23 protein-coding genes are annotated in these 26,140 nt (G+C 44.8%); 9 read left to right on the top strand and 14 right to left on the bottom strand.

All coding sequences use genetic code 11. From position 1 onward, the window contains the following. Positions 1-43: 43 nt before the first annotated feature. From C3F22_RS11140 to C3F22_RS11160, 5 genes are all read left to right on the top strand, one after another. Positions 44-2,701 carry a TonB-dependent receptor gene (locus C3F22_RS11140; protein WP_005234258.1) on the top strand — a complete coding sequence of 886 codons (2,658 nt, stop codon included), beginning with the start codon at positions 44-46 and terminating at the stop codon, positions 2,699-2,701. A gap of 137 nt (positions 2,702-2,838) precedes the next feature. Then, positions 2,839-3,543, top strand: coding sequence for an energy transducer TonB (locus C3F22_RS11145; protein ID WP_005234257.1), 705 nt, complete (start codon positions 2,839-2,841; stop codon positions 3,541-3,543). A gap of 40 nt (positions 3,544-3,583) precedes the next feature. Then, on the top strand, positions 3,584-4,468 hold the full coding sequence (locus C3F22_RS11150) for a MotA/TolQ/ExbB proton channel family protein (RefSeq protein WP_005234256.1): 885 nt from the start codon (positions 3,584-3,586) through the stop codon (positions 4,466-4,468). A 15-nt stretch (positions 4,469-4,483) separates the two neighbouring features. Then, a complete protein-coding gene (locus C3F22_RS11155) occupies positions 4,484-4,909 on the top strand; it encodes an ExbD/TolR family protein (RefSeq protein ID WP_005234255.1) in 426 nt (141 codons plus the stop codon). A gap of 20 nt (positions 4,910-4,929) precedes the next feature. Further along, positions 4,930-5,349, top strand: a complete 420-nt coding sequence (locus C3F22_RS11160; RefSeq protein ID WP_004783336.1) for an ExbD/TolR family protein — start codon at positions 4,930-4,932, stop codon at positions 5,347-5,349. 54 nt (positions 5,350-5,403) lie between these two features. Here C3F22_RS11160 and ftn read toward each other — a convergent pair whose 3' ends face one another. Beyond that, the gene (ftn, locus tag C3F22_RS11165) at positions 5,404-5,868 is read right to left on the bottom strand and encodes a heteropolymeric bacterioferritin subunit Ftn (RefSeq protein WP_004783337.1); all 465 of its coding nucleotides are present in this window, start codon (positions 5,866-5,868) and stop codon (positions 5,404-5,406) included. A gap of 338 nt (positions 5,869-6,206) precedes the next feature. Here ftn and C3F22_RS11170 point away from each other — a divergent pair, with 338 nt between their 5' ends. Then, the gene (locus tag C3F22_RS11170; RefSeq protein ID WP_005234253.1) at positions 6,207-7,274 is read left to right on the top strand and encodes an SDR family oxidoreductase; all 1,068 of its coding nucleotides are present in this window, start codon (positions 6,207-6,209) and stop codon (positions 7,272-7,274) included. A 121-nt stretch (positions 7,275-7,395) separates the two neighbouring features. Here C3F22_RS11170 and rlmF read toward each other — a convergent pair whose 3' ends face one another. The 6 genes from rlmF to C3F22_RS11205 form a co-directional block, all read right to left on the bottom strand. Continuing rightward, positions 7,396-8,370, bottom strand: coding sequence for a 23S rRNA (adenine(1618)-N(6))-methyltransferase RlmF (rlmF, locus tag C3F22_RS11175; RefSeq protein WP_104426558.1), 975 nt, complete (start codon positions 8,368-8,370; stop codon positions 7,396-7,398). Positions 8,371-8,594: 224 nt separating this feature from the next. After that, positions 8,595-10,634: an NAD-dependent DNA ligase LigA gene (gene ligA, locus C3F22_RS11180; RefSeq protein ID WP_104426559.1), complete on the bottom strand. Its 2,040-nt coding sequence runs from the start codon at positions 10,632-10,634 to the stop codon at positions 8,595-8,597. 96 nt (positions 10,635-10,730) lie between these two features. Further along, positions 10,731-11,738: a cell division protein ZipA C-terminal FtsZ-binding domain-containing protein gene (locus tag C3F22_RS11185; protein WP_104426560.1), complete on the bottom strand. Its 1,008-nt coding sequence runs from the start codon at positions 11,736-11,738 to the stop codon at positions 10,731-10,733. Between the two features lies 1 nt (position 11,739). Continuing rightward, positions 11,740-15,192 carry a chromosome segregation protein SMC gene (gene smc, locus C3F22_RS11190; protein WP_104426561.1) on the bottom strand — a complete coding sequence of 1,151 codons (3,453 nt, stop codon included), beginning with the start codon at positions 15,190-15,192 and terminating at the stop codon, positions 11,740-11,742. Between the two features lie 11 nt (positions 15,193-15,203). Then, positions 15,204-15,899: a GntR family transcriptional regulator gene (locus tag C3F22_RS11195; RefSeq protein ID WP_005234246.1), complete on the bottom strand. Its 696-nt coding sequence runs from the start codon at positions 15,897-15,899 to the stop codon at positions 15,204-15,206. A gap of 194 nt (positions 15,900-16,093) precedes the next feature. Continuing rightward, positions 16,094-16,897: a sulfite exporter TauE/SafE family protein gene (locus C3F22_RS11205; RefSeq protein WP_104426562.1), complete on the bottom strand. Its 804-nt coding sequence runs from the start codon at positions 16,895-16,897 to the stop codon at positions 16,094-16,096. 27 nt (positions 16,898-16,924) lie between these two features. Between C3F22_RS11205 and C3F22_RS11210 the strand changes: the two genes are divergently transcribed. Both C3F22_RS11210 and C3F22_RS11215 read left to right on the top strand, forming a co-directional pair. Further along, positions 16,925-17,680 (top strand): biotin--[acetyl-CoA-carboxylase] ligase, encoded by a 756-nt coding sequence (locus C3F22_RS11210; protein ID WP_104426563.1) that lies wholly within the window; start codon positions 16,925-16,927, stop codon positions 17,678-17,680. A gap of 14 nt (positions 17,681-17,694) precedes the next feature. Then, a complete protein-coding gene (locus C3F22_RS11215) occupies positions 17,695-18,435 on the top strand; it encodes a type III pantothenate kinase (protein ID WP_104426564.1) in 741 nt (246 codons plus the stop codon). Here the strand turns inward: C3F22_RS11215 and C3F22_RS11220 are convergent. The 3 genes from C3F22_RS11220 to ffh form a co-directional block, all read right to left on the bottom strand. Continuing rightward, positions 18,389-18,994 carry an RBBP9/YdeN family alpha/beta hydrolase gene (locus C3F22_RS11220; RefSeq protein WP_104426565.1) on the bottom strand — a complete coding sequence of 202 codons (606 nt, stop codon included), beginning with the start codon at positions 18,992-18,994 and terminating at the stop codon, positions 18,389-18,391. The two genes, C3F22_RS11215 and C3F22_RS11220, sit on opposite strands and share 47 nt — an antisense overlap. Before the next feature lie 133 nt (positions 18,995-19,127). Further along, the gene (locus C3F22_RS11225) at positions 19,128-19,703 is read right to left on the bottom strand and encodes an RBBP9/YdeN family alpha/beta hydrolase (RefSeq protein WP_104426566.1); all 576 of its coding nucleotides are present in this window, start codon (positions 19,701-19,703) and stop codon (positions 19,128-19,130) included. A 159-nt stretch (positions 19,704-19,862) separates the two neighbouring features. Then, positions 19,863-21,269: a signal recognition particle protein gene (ffh, locus tag C3F22_RS11230; protein WP_104426567.1), complete on the bottom strand. Its 1,407-nt coding sequence runs from the start codon at positions 21,267-21,269 to the stop codon at positions 19,863-19,865. Between the two features lie 138 nt (positions 21,270-21,407). Between ffh and C3F22_RS11235 the strand changes: the two genes are divergently transcribed. Further along, positions 21,408-22,217 (top strand): cytochrome C assembly family protein, encoded by an 810-nt coding sequence (locus tag C3F22_RS11235; RefSeq protein ID WP_004783358.1) that lies wholly within the window; start codon positions 21,408-21,410, stop codon positions 22,215-22,217. Between the two features lie 52 nt (positions 22,218-22,269). Here C3F22_RS11235 and C3F22_RS11240 read toward each other — a convergent pair whose 3' ends face one another. From C3F22_RS11240 to paaK, 4 genes are all read right to left on the bottom strand, one after another. Then, positions 22,270-23,049: a class I SAM-dependent methyltransferase gene (locus tag C3F22_RS11240; RefSeq protein ID WP_104426568.1), complete on the bottom strand. Its 780-nt coding sequence runs from the start codon at positions 23,047-23,049 to the stop codon at positions 22,270-22,272. A 140-nt stretch (positions 23,050-23,189) separates the two neighbouring features. Continuing rightward, positions 23,190-23,789, bottom strand: coding sequence for a gamma carbonic anhydrase family protein (locus C3F22_RS11245; RefSeq protein WP_104426569.1), 600 nt, complete (start codon positions 23,787-23,789; stop codon positions 23,190-23,192). A 41-nt stretch (positions 23,790-23,830) separates the two neighbouring features. After that, the gene (gene paaX / locus C3F22_RS11250) at positions 23,831-24,772 is read right to left on the bottom strand and encodes a phenylacetic acid degradation operon negative regulatory protein PaaX (protein ID WP_104426570.1); all 942 of its coding nucleotides are present in this window, start codon (positions 24,770-24,772) and stop codon (positions 23,831-23,833) included. Positions 24,773-24,832: 60 nt separating this feature from the next. After that, positions 24,833-26,125, bottom strand: coding sequence for a phenylacetate--CoA ligase PaaK (paaK, locus tag C3F22_RS11255; protein ID WP_005234230.1), 1,293 nt, complete (start codon positions 26,123-26,125; stop codon positions 24,833-24,835). Positions 26,126-26,140: the final 15 nt, after the last annotated feature.

Genomic DNA, 26,140 nt, shown 5'->3' on the forward strand with positions numbered 1-26,140 from the left:
TCAACCCAGCACTACTTCACATAACAAAAGGGTGAAATTTACGATGAAAAAAAATAAATTGGTCGGATCTATGGGGGCTCCAACCGTCAGCAAAAGACTACTCAAGTTAAGCGCACTCAGCTTAAGTATGATGTGTCTGCCGCTGGCCCATGCCGAAGAAGCTGCATCTGCTGAACAGCCAACTAAAGTTCAGAAAGTGACAGTGACGGGTTCATCAATCAAGGGGGTTGCTGCACAAAGTTCTTCACCAATCACCGTCATCAAAGGTGAAGATCTTGCGAACCAAGGGGTAAGTACTGTTGAAGAAGCTTTAGTAAAAGTCAGCGCGAACCAGGCTGGTTTCTCTACTGCTCAAAACGTAGGTGCAAGTAATACTTCAGGTTCGACAGCCAACTTACGTGGTCTAGGCTCAGACAAAACACTTGTGCTTTTAAATGGCCGTCGTCTTGCCTATAGTGCATTTAGTACAGATAGTACGAACTTAAACATCATCCCTATGGCGATGATTGATCGTATTGAGATTTTACGTGATGGTGCTTCTGCAGTTTATGGTGCGGATGCGATTGCGGGGGTAATCAACTTCATCACCAAATCTGAATACAATGGCTTAGGTGTTACCGGAGCCTTACATGAAACCGAACATTCAGGTGGTGAAAAACAACAGGCTGCGATCTTCGGTGGTTTCGGTGACCTGGATGAAAATGGCTTTAACGTCATGGGCGTCTTGGACTACCGTAAATCTAACCAGATCCATGCTCAACAGCGTAAAGTCAGCCGCCGTGGTGGTGTAATTCCTGAATTAGGTATTGATGCTGGCTCTGCAAGCGGCTTCCCGGCAAACATCTATGATCCAACCACTGGTTATTTAGGTAACCCATACCCAGATGACTGTAATAATGTTCCATGGTCTTCTCCAGATGACGGCTTCTGTTATCTAAATACGCAGGCTTTAATTGCGATCAAACCACAGGTTGAAACACTATCTGCATTAGGTAAAGGGACATTCAAGCTTAATGATTCATTAAATGCGGTTGGTGAATACGTGTTTACACGTTCTGAAGTATCCACTTCAATTGCACCAGACGTTTATGGCCGTACCGTGACTTTACCATCAAGCAGCCAATACTATCCAGGTAATGGTATTACTCCGGCTATTACAGATGGCGAGTTAAGCGGTGATCCACTTCAACTTTACCTCCGTTCTCAGGCAGGTAACCGTCAAAGTATGTCAACCAATGACTCACACCGCTTCTTTGCAGGTATTGAAGGTGAGGCATTAGGCTGGGATATTAACGCAGGCGTGTCATACGCGAAAAGCGAAGCAACTGATGAATTTACAGGTGGTTACTTACACCGTAGCAACCTGCAAACTGCATTGAATGAAGGTCGTATCAATCCATTCGGTCCAGCACGTCCAGGCGATACCCCTTGGGAATCATTTGTGATTAATGGCGAAACTAACATCGCCTCTTTAGAGTCTACAACTGCAGACTTTACGATCAGTCGTCCAATTTTTGAATTACCTGCAGGTGATGTTGGCTTTGCCTTCGGTGGTAGCTTCACGACTCAGGACTGGGAAGCGAAAGTAAACTCTGAAATCGTGGCTCAAGTACCAGGTTCTGGTATTGACCCGAGCAAACCAATCAGTAAGGGTGATCGTGACATCACAGCATTCTTTACTGAATTCCAGATCCCAATCTTGCCAAGTCTGGAAGCTCAAATTGCTGCCCGTTATGATGACTATAGCGACTTCGGTGATACCTTCAACCCGAAAGTTGGTCTACGTTGGGAACCAATGAAGGAAGTCATGTTCCGTGCATCTTATAGCACCGGTTTCCGTGCACCAAGCTTGTACGAAATCAACGCGCCAATCAGTGAAACCTGGACAGGTGCGAAATACAATGACCCTGTGTTATGTCCAGGTGGCACGCCAGTCGAACCTAAATATCAGGTTGAATGTAATACCCAGTTTAAGCGTACCCAAGGTGGTTCACCTGACCTGCAACCAGAAGAATCTACATCATTCACTGCTGGTTTAGTATTTGAACCAATCAAAAACCTGGTTTTCACTGCTGACTACTTCAATATCGAGATCGATGGTCTGGTAGGTACAGTGGGTGAATCATCAATCTTTGATAATCCAGACCTTTATGCAGACCGTTTCATACGTGATAGTGAAGGCCGTATCCAGCACATCCGTACTACCCTGATGAACTCTGGCGGTTTAAAAACTTCAGGTGTAGACCTGAGCCTGAACTACCTGACACCTAAAACATCTACTGGTCGTTTCGGTTTCGGTATTGATGGTACTTACGTGATCAATCTGGACTACCAAAGTGAACCAGGCGGTGAATGGTCTAGTCTGGTAGGCAAATATGAAGACCCGGCAGTAGTTCGCTGGAAACATGTTGCCAATCTGAACTGGTCTTATGAAGACTGGAAAATGATCTTTGAACAACAGTTCACTCGTGGTTATGAAGACTACTCTGGCGAACGTGATGTGGGTGACTACACACTTTATAACTTCGCAACAACTTATAAAGGCTTCAAAAACCTGGAGTTGACTGGCGGTATCCTCAACATCTTTGATGAAGAGCCTGCTGCATCTGATGTTCTGGATAACTTCCAATACGGTTATGACCCTCGTTACTCAGATCCTACAGGTCGTACTTATTACCTCCGTGGTACTTACAAATTCTAAGACAAGCTTTCTGCAAATACAGCGTCATGCTGTATTTGCAGTATTCATATCATTTCAGCCAAACAAAAAATAATGCAGCTACCTCATCTTTGAAATAAACCGTTATTTCTTATTTGTCTTAAATTCCAGGAGTCATGATGAGCACAACGTTTGAAGATATAGAAAAAAGCTCCGCCAAAAAATTGACTGGAATTGGTGTCGTGATTTTCTTGCATATCCTGGTGGGCCTGGTGCTAATGGCAGGTATGGCAAAAGACATCATCAAACCGTCAGAAGAACCGGTTGAATTGATGATTATTCAGGATATTAAACCACCAGAACCAGAGCCACCTAAAGAAACCCCACCTGAGCCACCTAAAATTGTAGAAAAAGTGGCACAGGTTCCTGAGGTTAAACCGGTAGAAAAAGTGGTTCCGGTACAGAAAACACAGCCTACACCAACCGTCACTCAACCGGTTGCAGAACCAACGCCTGTAGCTGCAGCAGTACCATCCCCAAGTCCGGTGGCTGCACCAGCCCCAGTTGTTGCAGCGGCGCCTGCTGCTCCACCGCAACCAACTGGCGTTACACGTGGCGTATCTCAAGGTGAAGCGGGTTGTAAGCGTCCAGATTACCCGCGCGATGCATTAATGAATGAAGAGCAAGGTAATGTGCTGATCTCTGTCTTTGTGAATACCGACGGCAAAGTGAAAGATGCCAAAGTAAAAAAATCCAGTGGCAGCCGTTCACTCGACCGTGCAGCGTCCAAGGCTTTCAGCTTATGTACCTTCAAGCCTGCAATGAAAAATGGTGAACCACAAGAATCTTGGTACGACATTCCCTACGAATTTATCTTGGACTGATCCAGACAACAGATTAAAAAACAAAATGAGGAGATTCATTATGAAAAACGCACGACACACTTTAAAAAATATCACTGCTGCAAGTGTCATTGCGGCAAGTACTTTACTACCTTTGCAAACCGTATTTGCTGAAGAATCCCCTACACCTGCAACGACCGTCACTGAAACGGAAACCACAACTCCTGCGACTGTCGCTGAACCTACACCGCCAGCACCTGCTGCAGCTGAAAAACCTGCCAGCAACCCTTATGGTCTGGAAGCCATGTGGAAAGAAGGCGATATGGTTTCCAAAGTGACCCTGTTCATTCTGGTAATCATGTCAATCGGTACCTGGTACATCATGATCACCAAGTGTTTGCAACAAGGCAAGATTCGCAAACAGGCCAAAGAAGCAGAACATCAGTTCTGGGAATCTTCTTCACTGGATAATGCAGCGCAAAATCTGGATGAAGCCAGCGTATATCGTTTTATTGCTGAAAAAGGCATCAAGTCAACCAAAAACCATGGCGGTACTTTACTAGAGCGTATCGACTTTAATACCTGGGTTACGATTTCTATTTCACGCGCAGTCGACAAGATTCAAAGCCATCTAAGTGGTGGTTTGGCCTTCCTTGCAACCGTAGGTTCTACTGCACCTTTCGTAGGTCTGTTTGGTACCGTTTGGGGCATTTACCATGCCTTGACTGCAATTGGTATTTCTGGTCAGGCGTCAATCGATAAAGTTGCTGGTCCGGTCGGTGAAGCACTGATCATGACCGCAATCGGTCTGGCAGTGGCAGTTCCTGCAGTACTTGGCTACAACTGGTTAACTCGACGTAATAAAGCGGTGATGGAAGAAGTTCGTACCTTCGGTTCTGACCTGCATGCTGTACTACTGAGCGGCGAAATCAGCTCAAACAATCCTGTTCACCGCGACACAAAATAAAAATGGGGGTCAACCATGGGAATGATGGTCAATTCAAACGACAGCGATGATGAGGTCATTGGTACCATTAATACCACGCCTCTGGTTGATGTGATGCTGGTACTGCTGATTATCTTTCTGATTACAGTACCGGTTGCAATTCATACCGTACCGGTCGATCTGCCTGAAGAACGTAATGTCCCGTATGAAACCAAGCCGGAAAATATCCAGCTGGCAGTCAATAAAAATGGCGATATCTTCTGGAATGAATCCTATATTCCGGACAAGGCAATTTTACTGACCCGTTTACAGGCAGAAGCCCAGAAACGTCCTCAGCCTGAAGTGCATATTCGCGGTGATCAAAGAACAGCTTTTGAAGCGATTGATCAGGTCATCAGTACTACTCAGCAAGCAGGTATTGGCAAGATTGCATTTGTCACGACCCCGCCCGCTTCACCTTAAGATTGAGGGAGAATCCAGTTATGGGAATGAATGTTGGCTCAAATCAGGATGATGATGTAATGCTGGACGTCAACATGACACCATTGATTGATGTCATGCTGGTCTTGCTGATTATGTTTATTATCACTATTCCGTTGCCGAATAATTCGATTAATATCAACCTGCCAAATGGCACACCACCACCGACTGAGGAAAAACCGCCAGAGATTGTGAATTTGCGTCTTGATGCTCAGGGCCAGATCTTCTGGAATGATCAGCCGGTAGCGAATGCTCAAGCGCTGGAAGCCTTATTTAAAACCGTGGCGCAAAAAGCCGATCAGGATCAGATTAAAATCAAGGCTGATCGTGCAACTGAATACAAGCATATCGCGATGGTGATGGCTGCGGCTCAGCGTCTGGAAGTAAAAAAAATCGGAATTGTCAGCAACAACAATTCTTAAGTGTACAGAATCAAAAAAACCCAGCATCTGCTGGGTTCTTTATTATTCAATATCTTACATTTGTGACTGGATATAGTTTTGCAGACCAATCAGCTCAATCAAACGTAACTGTTTTTCTAACCAGTAAGTATGGTCCTCTTCCGTATCTGACATTTGCTGGCGCAGCATGTCACGGGTCACATAATCGCCCTTCTCTTCACAAAGTTTTACCCCTTGAGCCAGCTTTTCACGGACATGATACTCAAGCTTCAGGTCAGCTTTCAGGCAGGTCACCACATCTTCACCAACTTCGATGTCATCACGCTGCATATTTGGCGTACCTTCAAGGAACAGGACACGACGAATCAGGGCATCTGCATGCTGTGCTTCTTCCTGCATTTCATGGTCGATGCGTTCAAAGATTTTCGTCAGACCCCAATCTTCATACATACGAGAGTGAATCAGGTATTGATCACGAGCAGCCAGTTCGCCACCGATCAGCATATTTAAATAATCTACGACTTCTGGATTACCGCGCATTTGAATTACTCCCTGCTTTTATCATCCTATTATGGAGAAAAGATTTTCGATTTGCAAAAGCAAAATTATGGTAAATGTCTGATTTTTATATAATTAAAATGAGAAGCACTTGCATTTACGCTCTCTGTTCGACCAAATCCCATTTATAAAACAATATCTTGCATTTTTCGTTCCGTTTTTATTCAATCCAGCAAGCTGGAATATTCAAACGTTAATTTTTGTAAATATTAATAAGCACTTATCTTGTTGCTTATTTTTATTTTGGACTCACCTGTTTGGCCTGGTTCATGCATAATTGTGCCTACGATGAAAGAAGTTAAAACGACAACGGTTTAAATATGACATTACAACATAGCACAGCACCTGTTCTGGTCACCGGCGCATCTGGCTATATCGCCAGTTGGGTCATCCAGAAACTTTTAAAACAGGGTTATACCGTACATGCCACTGTACGCGATCTGAATAAAACTCAGAGTTATACACACCTAGAACAAATTGCAGACAGCAGTCCGGGAACCTTAAAGCTGTTTGAAGCCAACTTGCTCAAGCCCGGTTCTTTTGATGCGACCATGGAAGGTTGTGAAATTGTCTTTCATATGGCCTCGCCTTTTGTGGTCACCAATTATAAGGATGCGCTTAAAGACATTATTGAACCAGCAATTCTGGGTACGCAAAATGTGCTGAATAGTGTCAATAAAACTGAATCTGTCAAACGTGTGATTGTCACCTCAAGTATTGCCTCAACGTATGGGGATGCGATTGATATTTTGCAAACCGAGCACACTAGTTTTGATGAATCTCACTGGAATACCACCAGTTCAGAAACCCATCAGCCTTATCCGTATTCCAAAGTCATGGCAGAACGCAAAGCTTGGGAAATGGCGGAAGCGCAGGATCGCTGGGACCTGATCTGTATCAATCCGGCACTGGTCTTTGGGGAATCCTTAACGCCTAATACTCAATCAGGCAGTGTGGAAGTTCTGCAACAGTTTGCCAATGGCATGACTTTACTCGGCGTTCCACCGATGTGGAATGGTGTGGTGGATGTTCAGGATGTTGCTGAAGCCCATATCCGTGCCGCCTTTAATCCGGAAGCGCATGGCCGTTATATTATCTGTAGTGAGACTTTAAGCCTGCTAGAAATGGGGAAAATCCTGCGTGAAGCATTTGGTCCAAAATTCCCGTTTCCGCGCAACCAGTTGCCAAAAACGGCTTTCAAGATTTTTGGTCCTCTGGCAGGCTTTAGCCGTAAATTTGTTGAACTCAATATGGGTTATCCAATTTTCTTTAATGCCCAAAAAAGTAAGGATGAACTCGGTCTGGAATACCGTCCGGTAAAAGAGAGTCTGGTCGAACATTTCCAGCAATTACTGGATGATGGTCTGGTAAAAAAATATATTCCTTAACCGTACTCGCTCAAACCTGATCTGACAGTGACCGACTTTTTATTGTGTCTGTCAGATTTAGTTTGAGCTTATGCATCAAGTCATTTATCGGCAAGCTTATGACGACTGCTTAAAAATCTACTTAAGCAGAAGTCCAACGCGCATTTTTCCACGCTTGCTGTTGCTTTACATCTAGAAAAGTCCAAGCTACAAAACGACTCTCTTTTTGCCCCTGGGTCATTTTAATGGTTTTTACATCCACTGCACCGCACTTACGCAAGGTATTTAACAGCATAGGCAATGTGGTTTTCTTAGAAACCAGTGTACTAAACCAAAGACATTGCTCAGCAAACTGTGTGCTCTCTTGTACCATCTGGCAAACAAAGCGTTCTTCTCCACCGTCACACCACAGCTCGTTCTTTTGTCCACCAAAGTTTAACACCACTTTAGACCGATCAACCGGTTTGCCAAGTTTGCGTAATTTTTGCGTTGCTGTGGCATTTGCTTCATCTTGCGAAGCATGAAATGGTGGGTTACACAGGGTCAAATCAAAACGATCTGAAGGTTTAATCACCCCTTTGAAAATATTGCTCGGTGTCTTTTGCAATCGAATCTGAATCCCCTTCCTGAGATTTGGATTTGCCTCCACAATAAATTGAGCACTTTTAACCGATGCCGAATGAATGTCTGAGCCGACAAACTTCCAACCATAACTACGATGACCAATAATCGGATAAATACAGTTCGCCCCTACCCCAATATCTAATACGTGAACGGCGTGTCCTGTTGGAATCTGACCTTTATTATTATCACTTAACAAGTCCGCCAAATAGTGAATATAGTCGGCTCGACCTGGAATCGGTGGGCAAAGATAATCTTGAGGAATATCCCAATATTGAATGCCGTAAAAATGCTTGAGCAATGCTTTATTGAGCATTTTCACAGCTTGAGGATCAGAAAAGTTGACTGAAAGATCGTTATATTGATTCGGGCTGACAAAAGGCGCAAGTTCCGGACAAGTCTTGATAAGCTCAGGAAAATCATAACGACTGCGATGCAGATTTCGTGCATGTAATTGCGATTTTTGTTGCGGAAAAGATTTCTTTGCTTGCGCCATGTGTATGCCAATCATCAACGGGAGAATAGAATCAATCAGGCAGGATCTATACCTGCAAATGAATCGATATTGTACGTGAATTCAACTTACATTGCCGAACCCGTCCTTGTATTTGTCTATCCTCCCCTCTCATTCACCTATAGTTTTGAATTAGCAATAAAAAAGACACCTTAAGATTCATCATCCTGGGTGTCTTTTTTATTTGAGTCATTATTTAGAACTGATTATTCTTCGATTTGCCCATACTCTTTCATCAAAGCAATAAATTGCGCTTCATTGATCACGGGCACACCGAGTTTTTCTGCTTTATCGAGCTTAGAACCCGCTTTTTCACCCACCACCACACATTTGGTTTTACTCGATACACTGCCACTGACCCGTGCACCTAAAGCTTGCAACAGTTGTGTTGCTTCATCACGTCCCATAGAACTTAAAGTTCCAGTCACTACCCAGCTTTCACCATTCAGTGGTTGGCGCGTTGGTGCAATTGGCGCATCCCAATGAATACCGGCAGCCAACAAGCGATCCAATACTTCCAGGTTATGCGGTGCCTGGAAGAAATCAACAATCCACTCTGCGGTAATATCACCAACATCCGGTGTTTTCTTTAAAGCGTCTACATCAGCACTACGTAAAGCGTCGAGAGTCTGGAAAGTATTGGCCAGCATACGTGCTGTCGTTTCACCTACGCCACGAATCCCGAGCGCATAAATAAACGCTGCCAATGTAGTTTTCTTGCTGTTCTCAATCGAATCAATGAGATTCTGAACGGACTTTTCACCCATTTTTTCGATTTGCAGTAATTGCTCACGATGCTCATGCAAGTGATAAATATCCGAGACATCTCTTAAAAGATTGAGATGTAACAGTGACTCCACCCAGCGATCGCCCAGACCTTCGATATCCATAGCCTTACGTGAAACAAAGTGACGGATGGTTTCGATGCGCTGCGCCGCACAATACAGTTCACCTGAACAACGTGCCAGTGCTTCACCTTCCGGCATGACGACTGGAGAACCACACACCGGACAGTTCTCAGGTAAATACACTTCTACCGCATCGGCAGGACGAAATTCTGGCCAGACTTTTTCAACCTTAGGAATCACGTCACCACTACGATAGACACTGACGGTATCCCCGATTCTTACATCCAGACGGTGAATTTCACCAATATTATGCAGGGTCACATTGGAAACCGTCACACCGCCCACGGCAACCGGATTTAAACGTGCCACAGGGGTCAACGTTCCGGTACGGCCCACTTGCCAGTCAATATTTTCAACGGTGGTCAATGCCGCCACTGCCGGGAATTTATAAGCGGTTGCCCAACGTGGTTCACGGCTCAAGAAACCCAGTTTTTGTTGCTGTTTCAGGTCATTGACCTTAATGACCATACCATCGATTTCGACACTAAGCTTTGAACGTTCTTCAATGATCTGCTCGTAAACTTTTTGCACTTCCTGGATGCTACTGCAGATAAAATGCCGCTCACCAACAGCAAAGCCAAATTGCTGTAGCCATTCCAGACTGCCTGACATTGTGGTTTGACCATGATGTGGTACACACTGGGCAATTCCATAAGCATAGAAAGCCAAAGGCCTAGAAGCTGCAATATTCGGATCAAGCTGGCGTAAACTGCCGGCCGCAGCGTTACGTGGATTGGCAAAAGTTTTTTCGCCTTTCGCTGCATTGGCCGCATTCAGACGTTCAAAGCCGGATTTCGGCATCAGCACTTCGCCTCGCACTTCCAGTAATTCTGGAATCACGCCATTCACTGGAGACAGAAATTTCGGCAGATTACGAATGGTTTTGACATTCTGGGTAATATCTTCGCCAGTTTCCCCATCACCGCGAGTGACACCACGAACCAGTACGCCATGTTCATACCAGAGGGAAATTGCCAGACCGTCAAATTTCAGCTCAACATCGTATTCAATCTTTTGATTGGGTAAACGCTCTTCAATACGGCGTGCGAAAGCAAACAGATCATCCTGATTAAACACGTTGCCTAAAGACAGCATTGGCACCGCATGCGTTACGGTCAGAAATTTGGAAAGTGCCTGACCGCCTACTTTAACTGTCGGTGTGTCTGGCTGTTGTAAATGTGGATATTGTTCTTCTAAAGCTTTGAGCTGATGAAAGAGCTGATCATATTCACTGTCTTCAATAGTAGGTTGATCCATCACATAATAAGCATGATTATGCTTGGCAATCAGTTGAATCAATTGACGCATTTGCGCAATGACAGTGGCATCTTGGGTCATAATTTCACCATAAAAAAGGGCGGAAAATCCGCCCTATACAATATTCAGCTTTTCGCTATTATAAAAATCGGATTCTGCAGATTCAATATTGGAATATTAAACTTCTGCAGTCTGTCCAGCACGATAATCAATCGCCTGATGACGCCAGAATTCACGTAATTGTGGGGTCATTTCCTGCTGGTTCTGATCATAAACCAGACCATCCACTTCACGCGCAATCAGACGTGAAATGCTGTCCATGGTATCGAAGGCATTCTGTACATCACTATGCGGTAAAGCCAGGAAGAATGCCAAACCTTTGACTTCTTCAGTCGACAGAGTTTCTAAGTCAAAACCTTCCATACCGGTATCTGCCATACGCAATACTGAAAATAGCAGTTTCGAGCCATCTTCACTATAACGATGGAAACATGCCAGCTCACCATAACGCAGGCCATATTTCAGTAAAACTTTTAAGGTTTTTTCACCTGAAAGAGCACGGCCCTGTGGATAAACATGCAAAGAAATAATCGTTTCAGCATTAGCCAGCGAACATTCTTCATCCACAATTTTTTGCTCATGTAGATGTGCATCCAGAATACTACTTTCATCATTGAAGTCAGAAATTTCAGCTTTCTCGATATTGCTATTTAGGCTAAATTCAGCTGCTTTAGGCTCTTTTTCTGTTTCTGCTACTTCTACTGTTTCAGGCTTATTTTCTTGTTCAGCAGATGTTGTGGTTTCTTCAGCTTTGGTTACTTCCGGTTCTGCTTCCTCTGCAACCACCGGTGTATCGAGTGAACTTGCTGCTTTGGTTTCGGGCTGGGCGGTTTCAGTCAAAGTTGGCTCTACTTTGGCTGCTTCTTGTTGTTCTTCCGCAGGTGCAATATTGTTTACCACTTCTTCATTCAGACTCGGTTCCACACGTGCAGCTGCCGGACTTTCTGTTTTAGACAGTTGAGATCGTACATGCCTTGGAATAACCGGAGTCTGGCTGTCAGGATCAATATGCAGATCCGCATCCAGTGACGGTACAGCCTCCGCAGGTTTTTTCAAGATCAGTCTTATGCCGAATAGCATAATCACAATTGCAATAACAATCCCGATAATTGTGGTGATTTCCATGTTATACCTCCGCAGCTAAGCCGTATTCTTTTGCCTGTTCCAAATTTACTGTCACTAATTTTGAGGTTCCCGGTTCAGGCATGGTTACACCTAAAAGATCAGTCGCCATCATCATTGCAAGTTTGTTATGGGTAATATAAATAAATTGCACTTGTTCAGAAAGCTCTTTGACTAAATTACAAAAACGTCCCACATTGGCATCGTCCAGCGGTGCATCCACTTCGTCCAATACACAGAATGGTGCCGGATTTAGGCGAAAAATTGCAAAGACCAGTGCTAATGCGGTTAAAGCCTTTTCACCACCAGAAAGCAATGCCAGTGAGCTGTTGCGCTTGCCCGGTGGGCGAGCCATCAGTTTTACACCCGATTGCCATCCATCTTCAAGACTTAAACTCGCTTCACCGCCCTCAAATACTTTCGGGAACAGGTTTTGTAGCTCGGCATTGACCTGATCAAAGGTATTCATAAACAGCTTGCGGGTTTCCTGATCAATACTTTTCATTGCTGCCTGCAGCTGTTCAACGGTATTTTCCAGGTCCTGAATCTGATGGCTGAGTTCGTCATAGCGTTTCGAAACTTCTTCATACTCTTCAGAAGCTGCCAGATTCACTGCACCCAGTTTATCGAATTGAGCCTGTGCTTTTTCCAGTTTGGCCTGATGTGCTTTTACATCAATATTCAGTCCTGAAATTACTTCACTATTCAATTCTTTCAGTTGTTCTGAATAATGCTGTAAATCGGATTTTGCTGCCTGCCAGGCCAGACGTTTCGCTTCCAGTTCAGTACGCAATTGTTCATCTTGCTGTTGGAAAGTATGGCGCTGCTCAGTCAGATGCTGCTGCTTGCTCTGGATCTGATTCAGCTCGATCTGCCAGTCTGCCCAGGTCTTTTGCAGTTTTTCCGTAATCAGCGCCTGTTCATTAAACTGGCTCTGTAAAGCTGGCAATTCCAGCTGTACCGGATCAACAAACTTTTTAGCTTGCTCTATTTGCGCAATAATCTGCTGATATTGTTCTTTTAAAAACAGCTGGTCTTTTTCTAGCAGTTCAGCCTGCTGCTGGCTTTGTACTGTTTGACGGCGCAGTACTTCTAATTCCTGCTGCGCCTGCTGAGTGGCTAGCTGTGAGTCTTCAAGTTGAGCATTAAGTTCTTCCAGCTGAAATTGCAAGGTCTTGTAATTGGGCAGTGCCTGTTCCAGTTTCAGATTTAGTGCATGCAGATCAATTTCCAGATCATCTTTCTGCATCGCATCTTCTTCCAGCTGCTCATCCAGTTGCTGTAACTGGTTCTGCAGTTGCTGTTTTTGTACCGCAAAGGCCTGTGTCGCACTTTGGACTTTGGCAATGTTCAGATCAAGCTGTTGTAACTGCTCTTGTGCCTGCTTCTGCTGCTCATTGATGCTCTGAATCTGGCTTTGCAAAGCTTTTACTTGAGCAGTGAGTTCAGGAAGCTGTTGCTCTAAATCTGCGAATTTCGGTTCAAGCTGAGTCAGTTGCTGCTCAATTTCATCCAGACGAATAAGATGACTCAGTGCCCCTTGTCCCGCCTGACTGTCTTCATCATAGTCCAAGGCAATTACCCAATCTGGGCCGACATGATAGCCATCCAGACTTAAGATCGACTGACCTGCTCTCAGCTGAGTTTGTAAACCAAGTGCCTGTTTAAAGTTCTCAGCTACGGCCACCTGTTGCCAGAGTGAATATTGAGGCGCTTCAATCCAGTCTGCTAAACAAGGGAGTTCAGCGATCTGAATATTATCCTGGGTCGTCTGAGCTTTGAGCTGGCGTGCACTATTTTCCAGAAAATGCTCATTTTCTTCTAATACTTGTGCAGAAAGCCATTTCGCCAGGAACTTTTCAATCAGGCTGGCATGAGTTTTGGCCTGTGGATTCAGCTTCAACACCTGCATTAACTGCACCGCATCCGCTTTGGCGTTTGGATTGGCTTTGGTCAGTAACTGGCTCAGGTTTTTCCGTTCTGAATGCAGTACCTGAATTTCTGATTTCATCTGTATGAGCAATTGCTGCTGACCTGCCCGTTCTGCCTGTAGCTGCTCAAGCTCAGTTTTCAGTGTTTTGAGCTGAGTCTCAAAGCCAGTGATTTGCTGTTCAGTTTCAGCTCTATCAGCCTGATACTGTTCCAGCTCATCTTGCTGCGCCTGCTGCTGAATTTGTGCTGCCTGCTGTTGCAAGGTTTCTTTTTGCTGTTCAATCCGGACAATATTTTTAGCCAGCTGTTCACTTTGCGCCAGCATTTGCTGTTTACGTTGTTGCTGTTGCTCAACCTGGGTTTTAATTTGAGCAAACTGGGCAGCAATTGTGCCTTGCTGGGATTTCAGATCAGTCAGACCCTGGTTTTGTTCCTGACTTTGACCTTCCTGCTGCTGCAATTGTGCAGTCTGATCTTCGAGTTGTTGATGCAGGGTGTCCAGTTGCAATTCAATCAGCTGTAAACGTTCTTTGGTTTGCGCTTTTTGTTCTTCCAGCTTGACCAGACTGGTCGAGTTCTGCTGCAATAAGGACTGCTTTTGCTGCAAGGTCATTTCCAGTTCGCTGAGCTTTTTCTCAGCCTGTTGCCATTCAGTTTGTAGCGGTGTGGACTGTTGAATCAGGCGCTGAAACAATTCACTGGTGGCTCCCAGATCATGCTCAACAGTGGTCAATTCAGAACGTACCAGCTTAAAATTCTCGCCCAGTGTATTCATCTGCACAGTATACTCTTCTTGCAAACGCTGGCTTTGCTCACACTGAAATGACAGGATTTCGATCTTGATGGTACGGATCTGGCCTTCCAGTTCCTTATATTGAATCGCAGTTTCTGACTGGCGTTTTAAGGTTTTAAGCTGAGACTTTAACTCTGAGGCAATATCTTCCAGACGCGACAGGTTCTGCGTCGTGTGATCCAGATGCAGCATGGTCTCGCGGCGACGTGCCTGATAACGGGAAACACCGGCAGCTTCTTCAATAAAGACTCGCATTTCTTCCGGCTTGGCATCCACCAGACGGTTAATCATGCCCTGTTCAATAATCGCATAAGAACGCGGCCCCAGACCGGTCCCCAGAAAAATATCGGTAATATCACGACGTCGGCATTTGGTGCCATTCAGGAAATATTCAGACTTGCCATCACGGTTAACCTGACGACGTACTGCCAGCTCATTATAGGCATTATACGCACCGCCCAGCTTGCCATAGGTATTATCAAAGCGCAGTTCTACACTGGCGATGCCCACCGGTTTGCGCTTGGCTGTTCCGGTAAAAATCACATCCTGCATGCTGCCACCACGTAGTTGGCGCGCACTGGACTCACCCATTACCCAGCGTATGGCATCAATCACATTTGATTTACCACAACCATTGGGTCCCACCACTGCAGTCCGGTTATCCTTGAAGTGTAAGGTGGTACTGTCTGCAAAAGATTTGAAGCCTGAAAGTTTTAAACTGCTTAAACGCATAGTGTCCTGATTTAACGTCGTGAGCGTCTGGCCCACGCGAGTTCAATTTGTTTCATCCGTGTCAGAGATTCCAACACAAGGTTGCGCAAGTGTCGACAAAAATCTTCCATAAATAACGTCGCCTGATGGGATTTACGAATTAAAATCGCTTCCGTCACCAGTTTAAATAATTCAAAAGATTCCTGTAGCTCACGTCTTGAAATATTCAGGGTCAGAAAATAGCTACGGCGTAAAGATGGCAGCAGTTCCTGATAGTAGCGCATCAGGTAAAGATTACCGACCATCTCCTGTTGCTGGGCCATTCCCTGAAAGATCAAATCATAAAACTTTTCGGTATGGCCTTGGCGGGTTTCGGCTTCCAATTGTTCTAATAATAGCTGAATGCGCTCTGCCTCATGACTGCGCCAGGTCTCTGCCATACGATGTACCATCTGCCCCAGCAATAAAGAGGTCAGGTCAAACAGGGCACGAACCTGCATGGCCGACATTTCCGAGACAATAGCGCCGCGACGCGGGAAGATTTCAATCAACTGGGTACGTTCAAGCAAGAGCAAGGCTTCTCGGACTGATCCCCGACTGACGTCAAGCTCCGATGCAATTCTGAGTTCCTGGATGCGTTCGCCTTCAACCAGTTCACCCCGGATAATCTGTTCACTGATATGCTTGGCAATCTGTTCAGACAAACTGTGTGCTTCTTGTTGTTGCATACTGTTCCTGTCTTATTTTTATTGATGCAAGTGCAGTCATTCTGGATGACTTTTCAGTTATTAAACGGCTTTTTTGCAGAAAATACTTTGACATTGTCAGACAATCTTGTGTCTATACAGCCAACCCAGTCAAAGAAAAAGGAGAATAGTGACCTATTCTCCTCAAAAAATTTAGCTGATAAAAAATGAGTAGTTCAGGCAGTAAAGCCTTGATAGATAAAATACAGACCAACTGTAGTCAGTAAGGCCGCAAAACATTTTTTTAATAGAACTGGTGATAATAAATGCGCCACTTTTGCACCAAATTTTGCAGTAATAAAACTCATCACACTAATACCAATAAATGCATAAATATGAATATAACCAATCGTATTTGGCACTTCGACTTCAGCTTTCTGACCAAACCAGATGAAACCTAAGGCACCGGCCACCGCGATCGGCAAACCGCAGGCAGCAGAAGTGGCTACCGCTTTCTGGATGACGACACCACAACGATTCAGGAAAGGCACAGTCAAACTGCCGCCACCGATCCCGAATATGGCCGATGCCACGCCAATGCCGCCACCCGCTGCCAGCTGTAATGCGGCTGAAGGCAATTTCTGATTCGGATCAACCTGATAATGTGCGCCTCTAAACATTCTGAATGCAATCCAGACTGCAAAGAAGCCAATCAGCAATTGCAGACCTTGGCCCGATAAATAATCTGCAATTCCAGCTCCTAAGAATGAGCCAATGACCAGGCCGGGTGCCAAATTACGCACTACCTCCCATAACACAGCCCCTCTCTGATGATGTGCCATCACCGAACTAATTGAGGTCACAATAATCGTGGCCAGAGAAGTTCCGACTGCCATATGCATAATCACGCTTGGATCGTACTGGAGCTGGGTAAAAACAATGTACAGGATTGGCACGATAATCAGGCCACCACCAACGCCAAACAGGCCTGCGGCAAATCCTGCAATTGCACCAATCAATAAATATATGATTAACTCCATAACGACATTTACCACGTTTAGATTCAAATGGATGTAGAAACTCGCGAACTGCAGCAACGTTTAAGTCAAGCAGGCCAACTCCCTGAAGTGCTGCTGATCAAGCCCATTACCACATCGACCAATGACGATGTCCGGGAACTAGCAACCAAAGGGGTACAACAGGTACTGGTGTGTAGCCGCGTGCAAACCCAAGGACGTGGACAGCGTCAACGTCAGTGGATTTCTCCTGAGGGGAACATCTATTTAAGCACATTGCTGCATACACAAAAAGCAATCGATGGTCGTCTGGCGCTGGAAATTGCATTAAATATCCTGCAAATGCCAAGTCTAAAAGGACTGGACTTGCAGGTAAAATGGCCCAATGACCTGTACAGCCTGCAAGGGAAATGGGGCGGCATTCTGATTGAACCGATTTCGACCCAACAGGTGGTGGTCGGCGTCGGGATCAATATCAGTCCACTCACGGAAAGCGTTCCAGACCAGCAGGTGACTTCTCTGACTGAATTGGGACTACAGCATGCTTCACGCGTGGATCTGATTGCCGAGTTGTATCTGGCTATTCAGCAAGCGGGTGAATGGTTTAATTATGGCAGTCAGAATCTGCCGGCACGGTTTAACCAATATACCGCATTTTTCCAGCAAACAGTTGAATTTACCGATATTCAAGGCCAATATTCCGGAACTTTCCTCGGCATTCAGGATGATGGTGCCGTTATTATCGAAACGGATGCAGGGACACAAACATTTTATCAGGGGCAACTCCGTCTCAAAAACGGCGGCTGAACAGGCATCATTCAATGAAAAAACTATGGTTGGATATCGGCAATACACGGCTCAAATACTGGATTACGGAGCAGAACCAGATCATTGAACATGCCGCGGAAATGCATTTGCAATCCCCTGCCGACTTACTTCTTGGCTTGATTCAGCACTTTAAGAGTTTAGGCTTGCATCAGGTCGGAATTTCTTCAGTACTGGACAAAGCGAATAATGTCCGTATTCAATCGATTTTGACCTGCCTGAACATTCCTGTAGTTTTTGCCACGGTACAGGCACGCTATGCCGGTTTGATCTGTGGCTATGATGATCCTTCACAGCTTGGGATTGACCGCTGGTTGCAGGTGCTGGCCGTTGCCAAGTCAGCCGACCAAAATTATTGTGTCATCAGCTGCGGGACTGCCCTGACCATTGATCTAGCCCAAGGTCAAAAACATCTCGGCGGTTATATCCTGCCGAATCTGTATTTACAACGCGATTCCCTGATCCAGAATACCAAAGGCATTAAAATCCCAGATGCAGCTTTCGAGGAACTCAGTCCTGGGCGCAATACCATTGACGCCGTGCATCATGGCATTTTATTCGGTCTGCTCAGCATCATTGAAAAAGTACTGCAAGATTTTCCGGCACAGCTGATCCTGACTGGTGGAGATGCTGCACTCTTTGCCCAGCATCTCGAACGGTTTCAGCCCGTGATTGAACCAGACTTATTACTTAAAGGCCTGCAGCATTTTGCAGATCATTTGCCAGACACAGTTTGAGGAGCTCGAGTAACTTTGAAAAATCTGCATAGCCATCCGGCTTGTTAAAATGCCCTGCATTTTTGATTTCAAAAATCTGTGCATTCAGGCTATGGCCCAAACGCAGTGAAATCGGTGCAGGTACATAAGGGTCATTGCTGGAAAGCAGCATTACAAAGCGTTTGGCACCATGTGATAGATTGTTCAGATCTAACTTTACTGCCTGCACCATTTTATTCAGTTCCGACCAAGCCACCAGTGGTGTATCAAAAGCTGCGACCAGCATGAGCCCGTCGATTTTCAATTGTGTACGGCTATAGTGTTCTTCAAGAAACTTTAGAGCACTTAAGCCACCCAAGCCATGCGCAACAATGAAACTATGCTCATCCAGATGCGGAATCTGCAGTTTCAGGTTGTGCTGCCATTCTTCCAGATCAGGTTGAAAAGGGTTGGCCAGCATGATCCGTTTGGCCTCGAACCCTGCGTCTTTGATCTGCCGGCTTAACCACGGATACCAGTGGTCATTTGAGGTCGCCTGATAATCAGGCACGATATAGACTTTCTTCGTTATATTTTTCATAGCATTGTACTTATTATATGGAGAGCAAAATGCTCCGACAAAAGTTAAGTTTTTAATTATTAGCGGATGAAATTCAATATTCCTTATTTAATTTCATCCTGTCATTATTGAACCAATCTGTTCATCATCCTCTCTATTCAGTGGAAGATTGGATCAGATAAGGCTGAATCACTCTCCAGACTTCCGGCAGTTCAGTACAGCCCTGCGAATTAATAAAATGTCCTTGATGCTCGGCACAGACCACGATAGCATCTAGACTTTCCGCCTGCGCCAGGCTAAAGTCAGGCTGAACCCGATCGTCACCTTCCGAATAAATCACCACACGTTCATCAATCTGACGTTTCAGTAAATCAAAATCCACTTCAGCCGCGTCAATGAACGAATTAACTTCTTCCAGACGTCCCAGTCTGCCATTAAAACCGGCCACTAAAACCAGTTGTTTGATTCTCTGATTTTTTAATTCGCGACTTAAATAATGTAATGCAGCCAGACAACCCAGACTATGCGCAATAAAAATGCTGTTTTCGTCAATCCCATCAATCTGTTCACGCATTTGCTGTTCCCAAACCTCCAGTTTTGGCGTAGTCGATGGATCAAGTCTGAGTACTTTCAAGCTGACATGTTCCTGCTGGGCTTTTTCCTGAATCCATGGAAACCAGTTTTCTTCAGGACTTGCGGTATAGCCATGCACCACAATCACTTGAGTCATTAGATACATCCTTCTGTATTATTTTATTTCAAATTTTTTCGAGTCTGCCTGATTTTTCTGGAAATTTGGGTAAGCAAATGTTGTTTTGTTTAAACTGGATATAAAAGAAAATACAGACAATAAAAAAGGCGCTATACGCGCCTTTCTTACTTAAAACAGTTATTTTTTGTCGTTGCCGCCGAACAGTGGACCCATACCACCGCCGCCACCAAACTGTTTTTGCAGACCGCTCAGTGATTTCATCATTTTTGCCATACCAGACGGATTGGCAAATTTCTTCATCATCTTCGCCATTTGCGCATGCTGTTTGATCAGCTTGTTGACTTCTGAGACTTCCATACCGCAACCTGCCGCAATACGCTTTTTACGGCTTGGATTCATCAGGTCAGGGTTACGGCGTTCCTTAATGGTCATCGACTGGATAATCGCTTCCATTTTCTTCACTTGCTTTTCAGGATTCGCCTGCGCAATCGCATCTTGAATACCAGAATTGCTCATACCTGGAAGTTTGTCCAGGAAGCCCATCATGCCGCCCATCTTGTTCATCTGCTCGAATTGCATCAGCATATCTTCAAAGTTGAAGCTACCGCCTTTCTGCAATTTCTTCGCCATTTTCTCGGCTTTTTCTTTGTCGATTTTGCGTTCAACTTCTTCGACCAAAGAAAGGACGTCACCCATGCCCAGAATACGCTGTGCCACACGTTCCGGATGGAAAGGTTCCAGCGCATCCAGTTTTTCGCCCATACCGAGGAACTTGATTGGCTTGCCAGTAATCGCACGAACAGACAGTGCTGCACCACCGCGCGCATCCCCATCGGTTTTAGTCAGGATCACACCCGTCAAAGGAAGCGCATCGTTAAATGCTTTGGCTGTATTCGCCGCATCCTGACCAGTCATGGCATCGACCACGAACAGGGTTTCAGTCGGATTAATCGCTGCATGCAGCTCTTTAATCTCTTCCATCATGTCGTCATCGATATGCAGACGACCTGCGGTATCGACAATCAACACATCAGCAAACTGGATTTTTGCCTGTTCAATTGCACGATTAACGATACTGATTGGTTTTTCAGTAGCACTCGATTCAAGGAAAATCGCGCCAACTTCGCCAGCCACTGTCTGTAACTGCTTGATCGCAGCCGGACGATAAACGTCGGCAGACACCATAGCCACTTTTTTCTTTTGACGTTCTTGCAGAAAGCGTGCAAGTTTGGCTGCAGTCGTGGTTTTACCCGCACCCTGCAAACCGGCAAGCAGTACCACCACCGGTGGTTTTGCTGCAAGGTCGAGGCTCTCATTGGCCTCGCCCATCATTTTGGTCAATTCGTCATGAACGATTTTGACAAAAGCCTGCCCAGGAGATAACTGAGTCATCACTTCCTGGCCTAATGCTTCTTCCTTAACTTTCGCGATAAATTCACGAGTTACAGGTAACGCAACGTCGGCTTCAAGAAGTGCCATACGTACTTCACGTAACGTATCTTTAATATTGTCTTCGGTTAGCTGCCCTGAGCCAGTAACATTTCTTAAACTCTGTGTGAGTCGTTCTGTTAAGGTATCAAACATTGCAAAATCCGCTTAAAATAGCCAGTAGCAAAAAATTGTTTCTTAAAATAGAAAATTTATGCATAGAATGCTATAGGATACTGTAGTTCGCACTGAATTTATATAAATGAATATTCATCACCCTTAAAAAGGTTTGACATGCTTAGCCTACCCTTGGTTTACACGATCTTAGCATTAATCGCTTATACCTCCTCTTTTTGGTATCTGTTCATTCATTTAATGACTAAACGTACTCCAAATCAATGGTTTGTCGGCTTAACAGCTTTAGTTGGACTGGTACTCCATGCTTTGGTTTTATCAGGTGACATGTATACCCCGATGGGGATGAATTATGATGTATTTGCCTTACTTTCCTTTACTTCAGGGCTAATGTTGCTGCTAAGCATCATTTATAGTACCTATCGGCCGATTATTGCGCTAAACCTGATTGGTATTCCCGTCGCTGCGACCGGCCTGATTCTCGGTTTCAGCTTTACCCAGCCAGCGAAAGTCATTGCACAGAATTCCCTGGGTCTGGATATTCATATTATCTTGTCCCTATCTGCTTACGCTGTGTTATTGATGGCAACGATTCAGGCCGTGATTTTGCGGTTTCAGGACCGTGAACTGAAGAAAAAACAGAAGCGTCGGGTTTGGGTGAATCTGTTGCCATCCTATCAAGATATGGAATCTTTATTGTTCGATATGCTGATGACCGGTTTCATTTTACTGACACTGGCATTGGGTTTCGGCTTCTTTACCATCGATAATTTCTTTGCCCAGCATCTGGCCCATAAGACTGCCTTTAGTATTGTGTCCTGGCTGGTTTATGGTGCATTACTGATTGGACACTGGAAATTTGGCTGGCGTGGCCAGAAAGCAGTTCGTTTTACCCTGCTTGGGTTTGGTCTGCTGGCGCTCGGTTTTATCGGTTCCAAATTTGTGCTGGAAATGCTGTTAAACAAATAAGCTGATTGATCTTTAATATTATAAAAAGCCCAGCTAAGACTGGGCTTTTTATTTAATTATCCTTTTCTTGATCTGGATTTATCCTTCCCACTCGTAGCGATAGCGGCCAGCTCACTACCCGGGGCAATTCCGGATCTTCCCATTCTGGCAATAAGGCATCTGCCAGTATATTCAGCGGATTATGTCCGAGTGCCTGAGTGGCTGCTTTTACGGCTGACCAAGTGCTCATATAGCCTATCAGTTGGTAAAAGTTCCACTCGACTTTTAATACCGGCGGCTGTACAGCAATTTCATGAAATGGGAATGGCAGATTTTTGTATCCTTCATCGACATGGCGGCGTTCAGGTGCCCAATAGGGCGCAATGGTCACTTCATAAAAATGTCTGAAATAATGATTCAGATGTTCTTCATCGACACTGAATACCCCATAACTAATAAGAGCCAGAATAGCATTGGGTTTTGCAATACGGCGAACTTCCGCATAGAACTTGTCCAGATCCAGCCAATGTGCAGCCTGTGCAACTGAAATCAGATCCACACTCTGGTCAACACATGGGATTTCTTCGGCTAAGGCCTGATGATATTGAATTTTCGGATGAGGTTGGGCCTGTGCGATTTGTTCGCTACTCGCATCAATGGCAATCACCTGATCAAAATAATGTGCCAAAACCTCTGAAAACTGTCCTGAGCCACAGCCAACATCTAAAGCTACTTTCGTACTCGGTGCCAACTCTGCCAATATCTTTCCCAAAACATCCGGATAATGCGGGCGAAACAAGGCATAATCTTGGGACTGCTGGGAGAAATTGTCTTTAAATTCCCGACTTTCCATCTGCACTTTCCTGACCTGTTTTCTCACAGCTTAACTCGATCCGGAAAGGCGACAATAGTAATTTGGTTTCATTTCCAATAATTTTAAAACTAAAAAATTAGCGTATTTTAATTATCTAAATTTTTTAAAAATCAGCTAGTTTAACTATTTTGCTTGATTTGATAATCCGCTTTAAAGTTCTGATAACTACGTCGCTCTGCGGAATTTTCGGTTAAAGCTTCTACTTCCTGCATGGTATTCAAGCAACGTGTAGTGAGCTGGATATATTGCTCGGTGCCATGGCTTTTCCAGGCAATTTCTTTTTCTTCTAAAGGACGGATGACTTTTGCCGGACTGCCAAGTACCAGATTATTTGCTGGCACTTTGAATTTAGCCTTAACTGTACTGTTGGCCCCAACAATGACATTCTCCCCGATTTCGGCCTCATCCAGAATTACACTGTTCATACCGATCAAGGCATTTTTTCGTACCACGCAGCCATGCAGAATGGCACCATGACCAACATGGCCATATTCTTCAACCAAGGTCACACTGTCCGGAAATCCATGAATGGTACAGGAATCCTGTACATTGGCATTTTTCTGGATATAAATCCGGCCAAAATCGGCACGCAACGAAGCGAACGGACCAATATAAACTCCGGCTTCAATGATCACATCACCGATCAGCACAGCCGTAGGATGAAGATAAGCTTTAGGGCTGACGACAGGAATAACCCCATCAATCGCATAACATGGCATAGACTCCTCCTTGAACTATTACATTCATGATTTTTTAAATATTAAAAAGTCAATTCCGGCAGCTTTAAGCCACCAAAACGTTTATAAAATTGTGGATGTGCAGGTGGCATAAGGCCTTCCGCTGTCCGGGCAGTCTCCAGGAAAAACTCATCTCCTGCTGCAAATACTGCCTGATATAGATTGGTACTCAGGTTGCGCGCAATCAGTGACAACCAGTCTGTTGGCAACAGTTCAAATGGCAGATTCGGGTCTTTCAGTAAAATACGGCGATATTGATGGATCAGCAGGATACGAATCTGAAAGGCTTGTACTGGATCCAGTTCCTCTTCATTTTCCACCAGATAGAAAAACTCGCGGAAATCGCTAATAAATTTTTCATAACGCTGATGCAGTTCCGGGATTGGCCAGTTAGTCTCAACCATGCGTTTAATGGTTGGATAAGATTCCTGCCAAAGCTGTAAAGTTTCAGCATGAAACACTACGACCTGATCGGTCATCTTGTTATTCAGTAACAGGTTTTGCAGTTTCTGCTGATCACACCCCGGATAGGCCATGACATTGGTCGCGATATTGGCAAAGCCTAACCATTCCAGTTCTTTTTTTAGCGTTTGTTTATTTTCTAGTTCAACTGAACTGAGCAGAACTAGATCCCATTTCTGATCCCATTCATTATGCTGGAAACTATAAATTTTCTGGTCTGCGGTAATAAAACGCTGACGGCTGCTTTCGGTAATCCGGTAATAACTGGTGCGGCCAATCTTTTCTGAACTCAGCCAGCCATTTTGTACCAGACGGAATACGGCGGTACGCACAGAACGCTCATTGAAGCCAAATACATCCATCAGCTGAATCAGGCTGGCAAGACTAATGACTCCCCCACGGTGATAAATGCTGTCACCAAAAATCGTCATTACCAATGAGGTTCCACTGAGGGTCTCATTCTGAATGAAATCATCAATTACTTGTTTTAATTTCGGATTCATTACGTTCAATTTACCTTGTCAAAGCCGGATGACAGACCTGAGCCTGTCATCCAGACGTATTTAAGCGGACTTTCGGATATCAAACACCCGCTGAGCCTTACCTTCAGAACGTGGCAAGCTACCTTCCGGTAAAACTTCCACACTGACACTAATCCCGACCATGGTCTTGATTTGTACTTTCAGCTGATTTGCCAATTGGTGTGTCATATTTATAGCATTATCTTTACGCATTTCGGTACGAATATGCAATGTATCCAGATGACCCTGTTTACAAATCTGAATCTGATAATTTGGAATAAGCTGCGGAATATGCAGGATTTGCTCTTCAATTTGTGATGGGAACACATTCACACCACGAATAATCATCATGTCATCACTGCGACCTACAATCTTGTCCATACGACGCATGGTACGTGCTGTACCAGGCAATAAGCGTGTCAGATCACGGGTACGGTAACGAATCACCGGCATACCCTCTTTAGTAATGGTGGTAAATACCAGTTCACCCAGCTCACCATCAGGTAATACTTCACCAGTTTCCGGATGGATAATTTCAGGATAGAAGTGATCTTCCCAAATGGTAGGACCATCTTTAGATTCCAGACATTCCATCGCTACACCCGGCCCCATCACTTCAGACAGGCCATAAATATCCAGTGCATCAATACCCAGACGTTCTTCGATTTCACGGCGCATTTCATTGGTCCATGGCTCTGCACCAAAGATCCCGGTCTTGATCGAACAATCCTTGGCAGTCCCGAATTTTTTCTCCAGACACTCAATAATATTCAGACAGTAAGATGGCGTGACCATTAAAGCCGTTGGCTTGAAATCATGAATCAGCTGGGCCTGCTTGTCGGTCTGACCACCTGACATCGGGATTACGGTGGCACCCAGACGTTCTACCCCATAATGTGCACCCAACCCGCCAGTAAACAGGCCGTATCCATAAGATACCTGAATCGTATCTTTACTGCTGAGTCCGGCTGCGCGTAACGAGCGTGCCACCACATCTGACCAAGTGTTAATGTCATTCTGGGTATAACCGACTACAGTCGGCTGACCTGTGGTCCCTGAAGAAGCATGTACACGGACAATCTGCTCCTGAGGCACAGCAAACATGCCAAATGGATAGTTTTCGCGAAGATCCTGCTTGGTGGTGAACGGGAATTTGGCCAGGTCTTCCAGAGAGTTAAAATCGTCTGGATGCACGCCAGCATCATCGAATTTCTTTTTATAAACCGGGCTATTCTGATAAGCATGTTGCAACATCTTTTTCATACGCTTTAGCTGAACACTGCGTAACTCATCAACCGATACTTTTTCAATTTTTTCCATTGCATTGTTATTCATATTCTTACTCCTGAC

The organism is Acinetobacter sp. ACNIH1, from assembly GCF_002934695.1.
In the GTDB taxonomy this organism is placed as follows: domain Bacteria; phylum Pseudomonadota; class Gammaproteobacteria; order Pseudomonadales; family Moraxellaceae; genus Acinetobacter; species Acinetobacter variabilis.

What these genes read in the sequence shown, in the direction of transcription:
- C3F22_RS11170 (WP_005234253.1), top strand. Translation starts at nt 6,207, where the DNA reads ATGACATTACAACATAGCACAGCACCTGTTCTGGTCACCGGCGCATCT.
- paaK (WP_005234230.1), bottom strand. Translation starts at nt 26,125, where the DNA reads ATGAATAACAATGCAATGGAAAAAATTGAAAAAGTATCGGTTGATGAG.
- C3F22_RS11215 (WP_104426564.1), top strand. Translation starts at nt 17,695, where the DNA reads ATGAAAAAACTATGGTTGGATATCGGCAATACACGGCTCAAATACTGG.
- paaX (WP_104426570.1), bottom strand. Translation starts at nt 24,772, where the DNA reads ATGAATCCGAAATTAAAACAAGTAATTGATGATTTCATTCAGAATGAG.
- C3F22_RS11140 (WP_005234258.1), top strand. Translation starts at nt 44, where the DNA reads ATGAAAAAAAATAAATTGGTCGGATCTATGGGGGCTCCAACCGTCAGC.
- C3F22_RS11235 (WP_004783358.1), top strand. Translation starts at nt 21,408, where the DNA reads ATGCTTAGCCTACCCTTGGTTTACACGATCTTAGCATTAATCGCTTAT.
- ftn (WP_004783337.1), bottom strand. Translation starts at nt 5,868, where the DNA reads ATGCGCGGTAATCCAGAAGTCGTAGATTATTTAAATATGCTGATCGGT.
- C3F22_RS11185 (WP_104426560.1), bottom strand. Translation starts at nt 11,738, where the DNA reads ATGGAAATCACCACAATTATCGGGATTGTTATTGCAATTGTGATTATG.
- C3F22_RS11240 (WP_104426568.1), bottom strand. Translation starts at nt 23,049, where the DNA reads ATGGAAAGTCGGGAATTTAAAGACAATTTCTCCCAGCAGTCCCAAGAT.
- C3F22_RS11155 (WP_005234255.1), top strand. Translation starts at nt 4,484, where the DNA reads ATGGGAATGATGGTCAATTCAAACGACAGCGATGATGAGGTCATTGGT.
- ligA (WP_104426559.1), bottom strand. Translation starts at nt 10,634, where the DNA reads ATGACCCAAGATGCCACTGTCATTGCGCAAATGCGTCAATTGATTCAA.
- ffh (WP_104426567.1), bottom strand. Translation starts at nt 21,269, where the DNA reads ATGTTTGATACCTTAACAGAACGACTCACACAGAGTTTAAGAAATGTT.
- C3F22_RS11210 (WP_104426563.1), top strand. Translation starts at nt 16,925, where the DNA reads ATGGATGTAGAAACTCGCGAACTGCAGCAACGTTTAAGTCAAGCAGGC.
- C3F22_RS11145 (WP_005234257.1), top strand. Translation starts at nt 2,839, where the DNA reads ATGAGCACAACGTTTGAAGATATAGAAAAAAGCTCCGCCAAAAAATTG.
- C3F22_RS11205 (WP_104426562.1), bottom strand. Translation starts at nt 16,897, where the DNA reads ATGGAGTTAATCATATATTTATTGATTGGTGCAATTGCAGGATTTGCC.
- rlmF (WP_104426558.1), bottom strand. Translation starts at nt 8,370, where the DNA reads ATGGCGCAAGCAAAGAAATCTTTTCCGCAACAAAAATCGCAATTACAT.
- C3F22_RS11150 (WP_005234256.1), top strand. Translation starts at nt 3,584, where the DNA reads ATGAAAAACGCACGACACACTTTAAAAAATATCACTGCTGCAAGTGTC.
- C3F22_RS11195 (WP_005234246.1), bottom strand. Translation starts at nt 15,899, where the DNA reads ATGCAACAACAAGAAGCACACAGTTTGTCTGAACAGATTGCCAAGCAT.
- C3F22_RS11160 (WP_004783336.1), top strand. Translation starts at nt 4,930, where the DNA reads ATGGGAATGAATGTTGGCTCAAATCAGGATGATGATGTAATGCTGGAC.
- smc (WP_104426561.1), bottom strand. Translation starts at nt 15,192, where the DNA reads ATGCGTTTAAGCAGTTTAAAACTTTCAGGCTTCAAATCTTTTGCAGAC.
- C3F22_RS11220 (WP_104426565.1), bottom strand. Translation starts at nt 18,994, where the DNA reads ATGAAAAATATAACGAAGAAAGTCTATATCGTGCCTGATTATCAGGCG.
- C3F22_RS11225 (WP_104426566.1), bottom strand. Translation starts at nt 19,703, where the DNA reads ATGACTCAAGTGATTGTGGTGCATGGCTATACCGCAAGTCCTGAAGAA.
- C3F22_RS11245 (WP_104426569.1), bottom strand. Translation starts at nt 23,789, where the DNA reads ATGCCATGTTATGCGATTGATGGGGTTATTCCTGTCGTCAGCCCTAAA.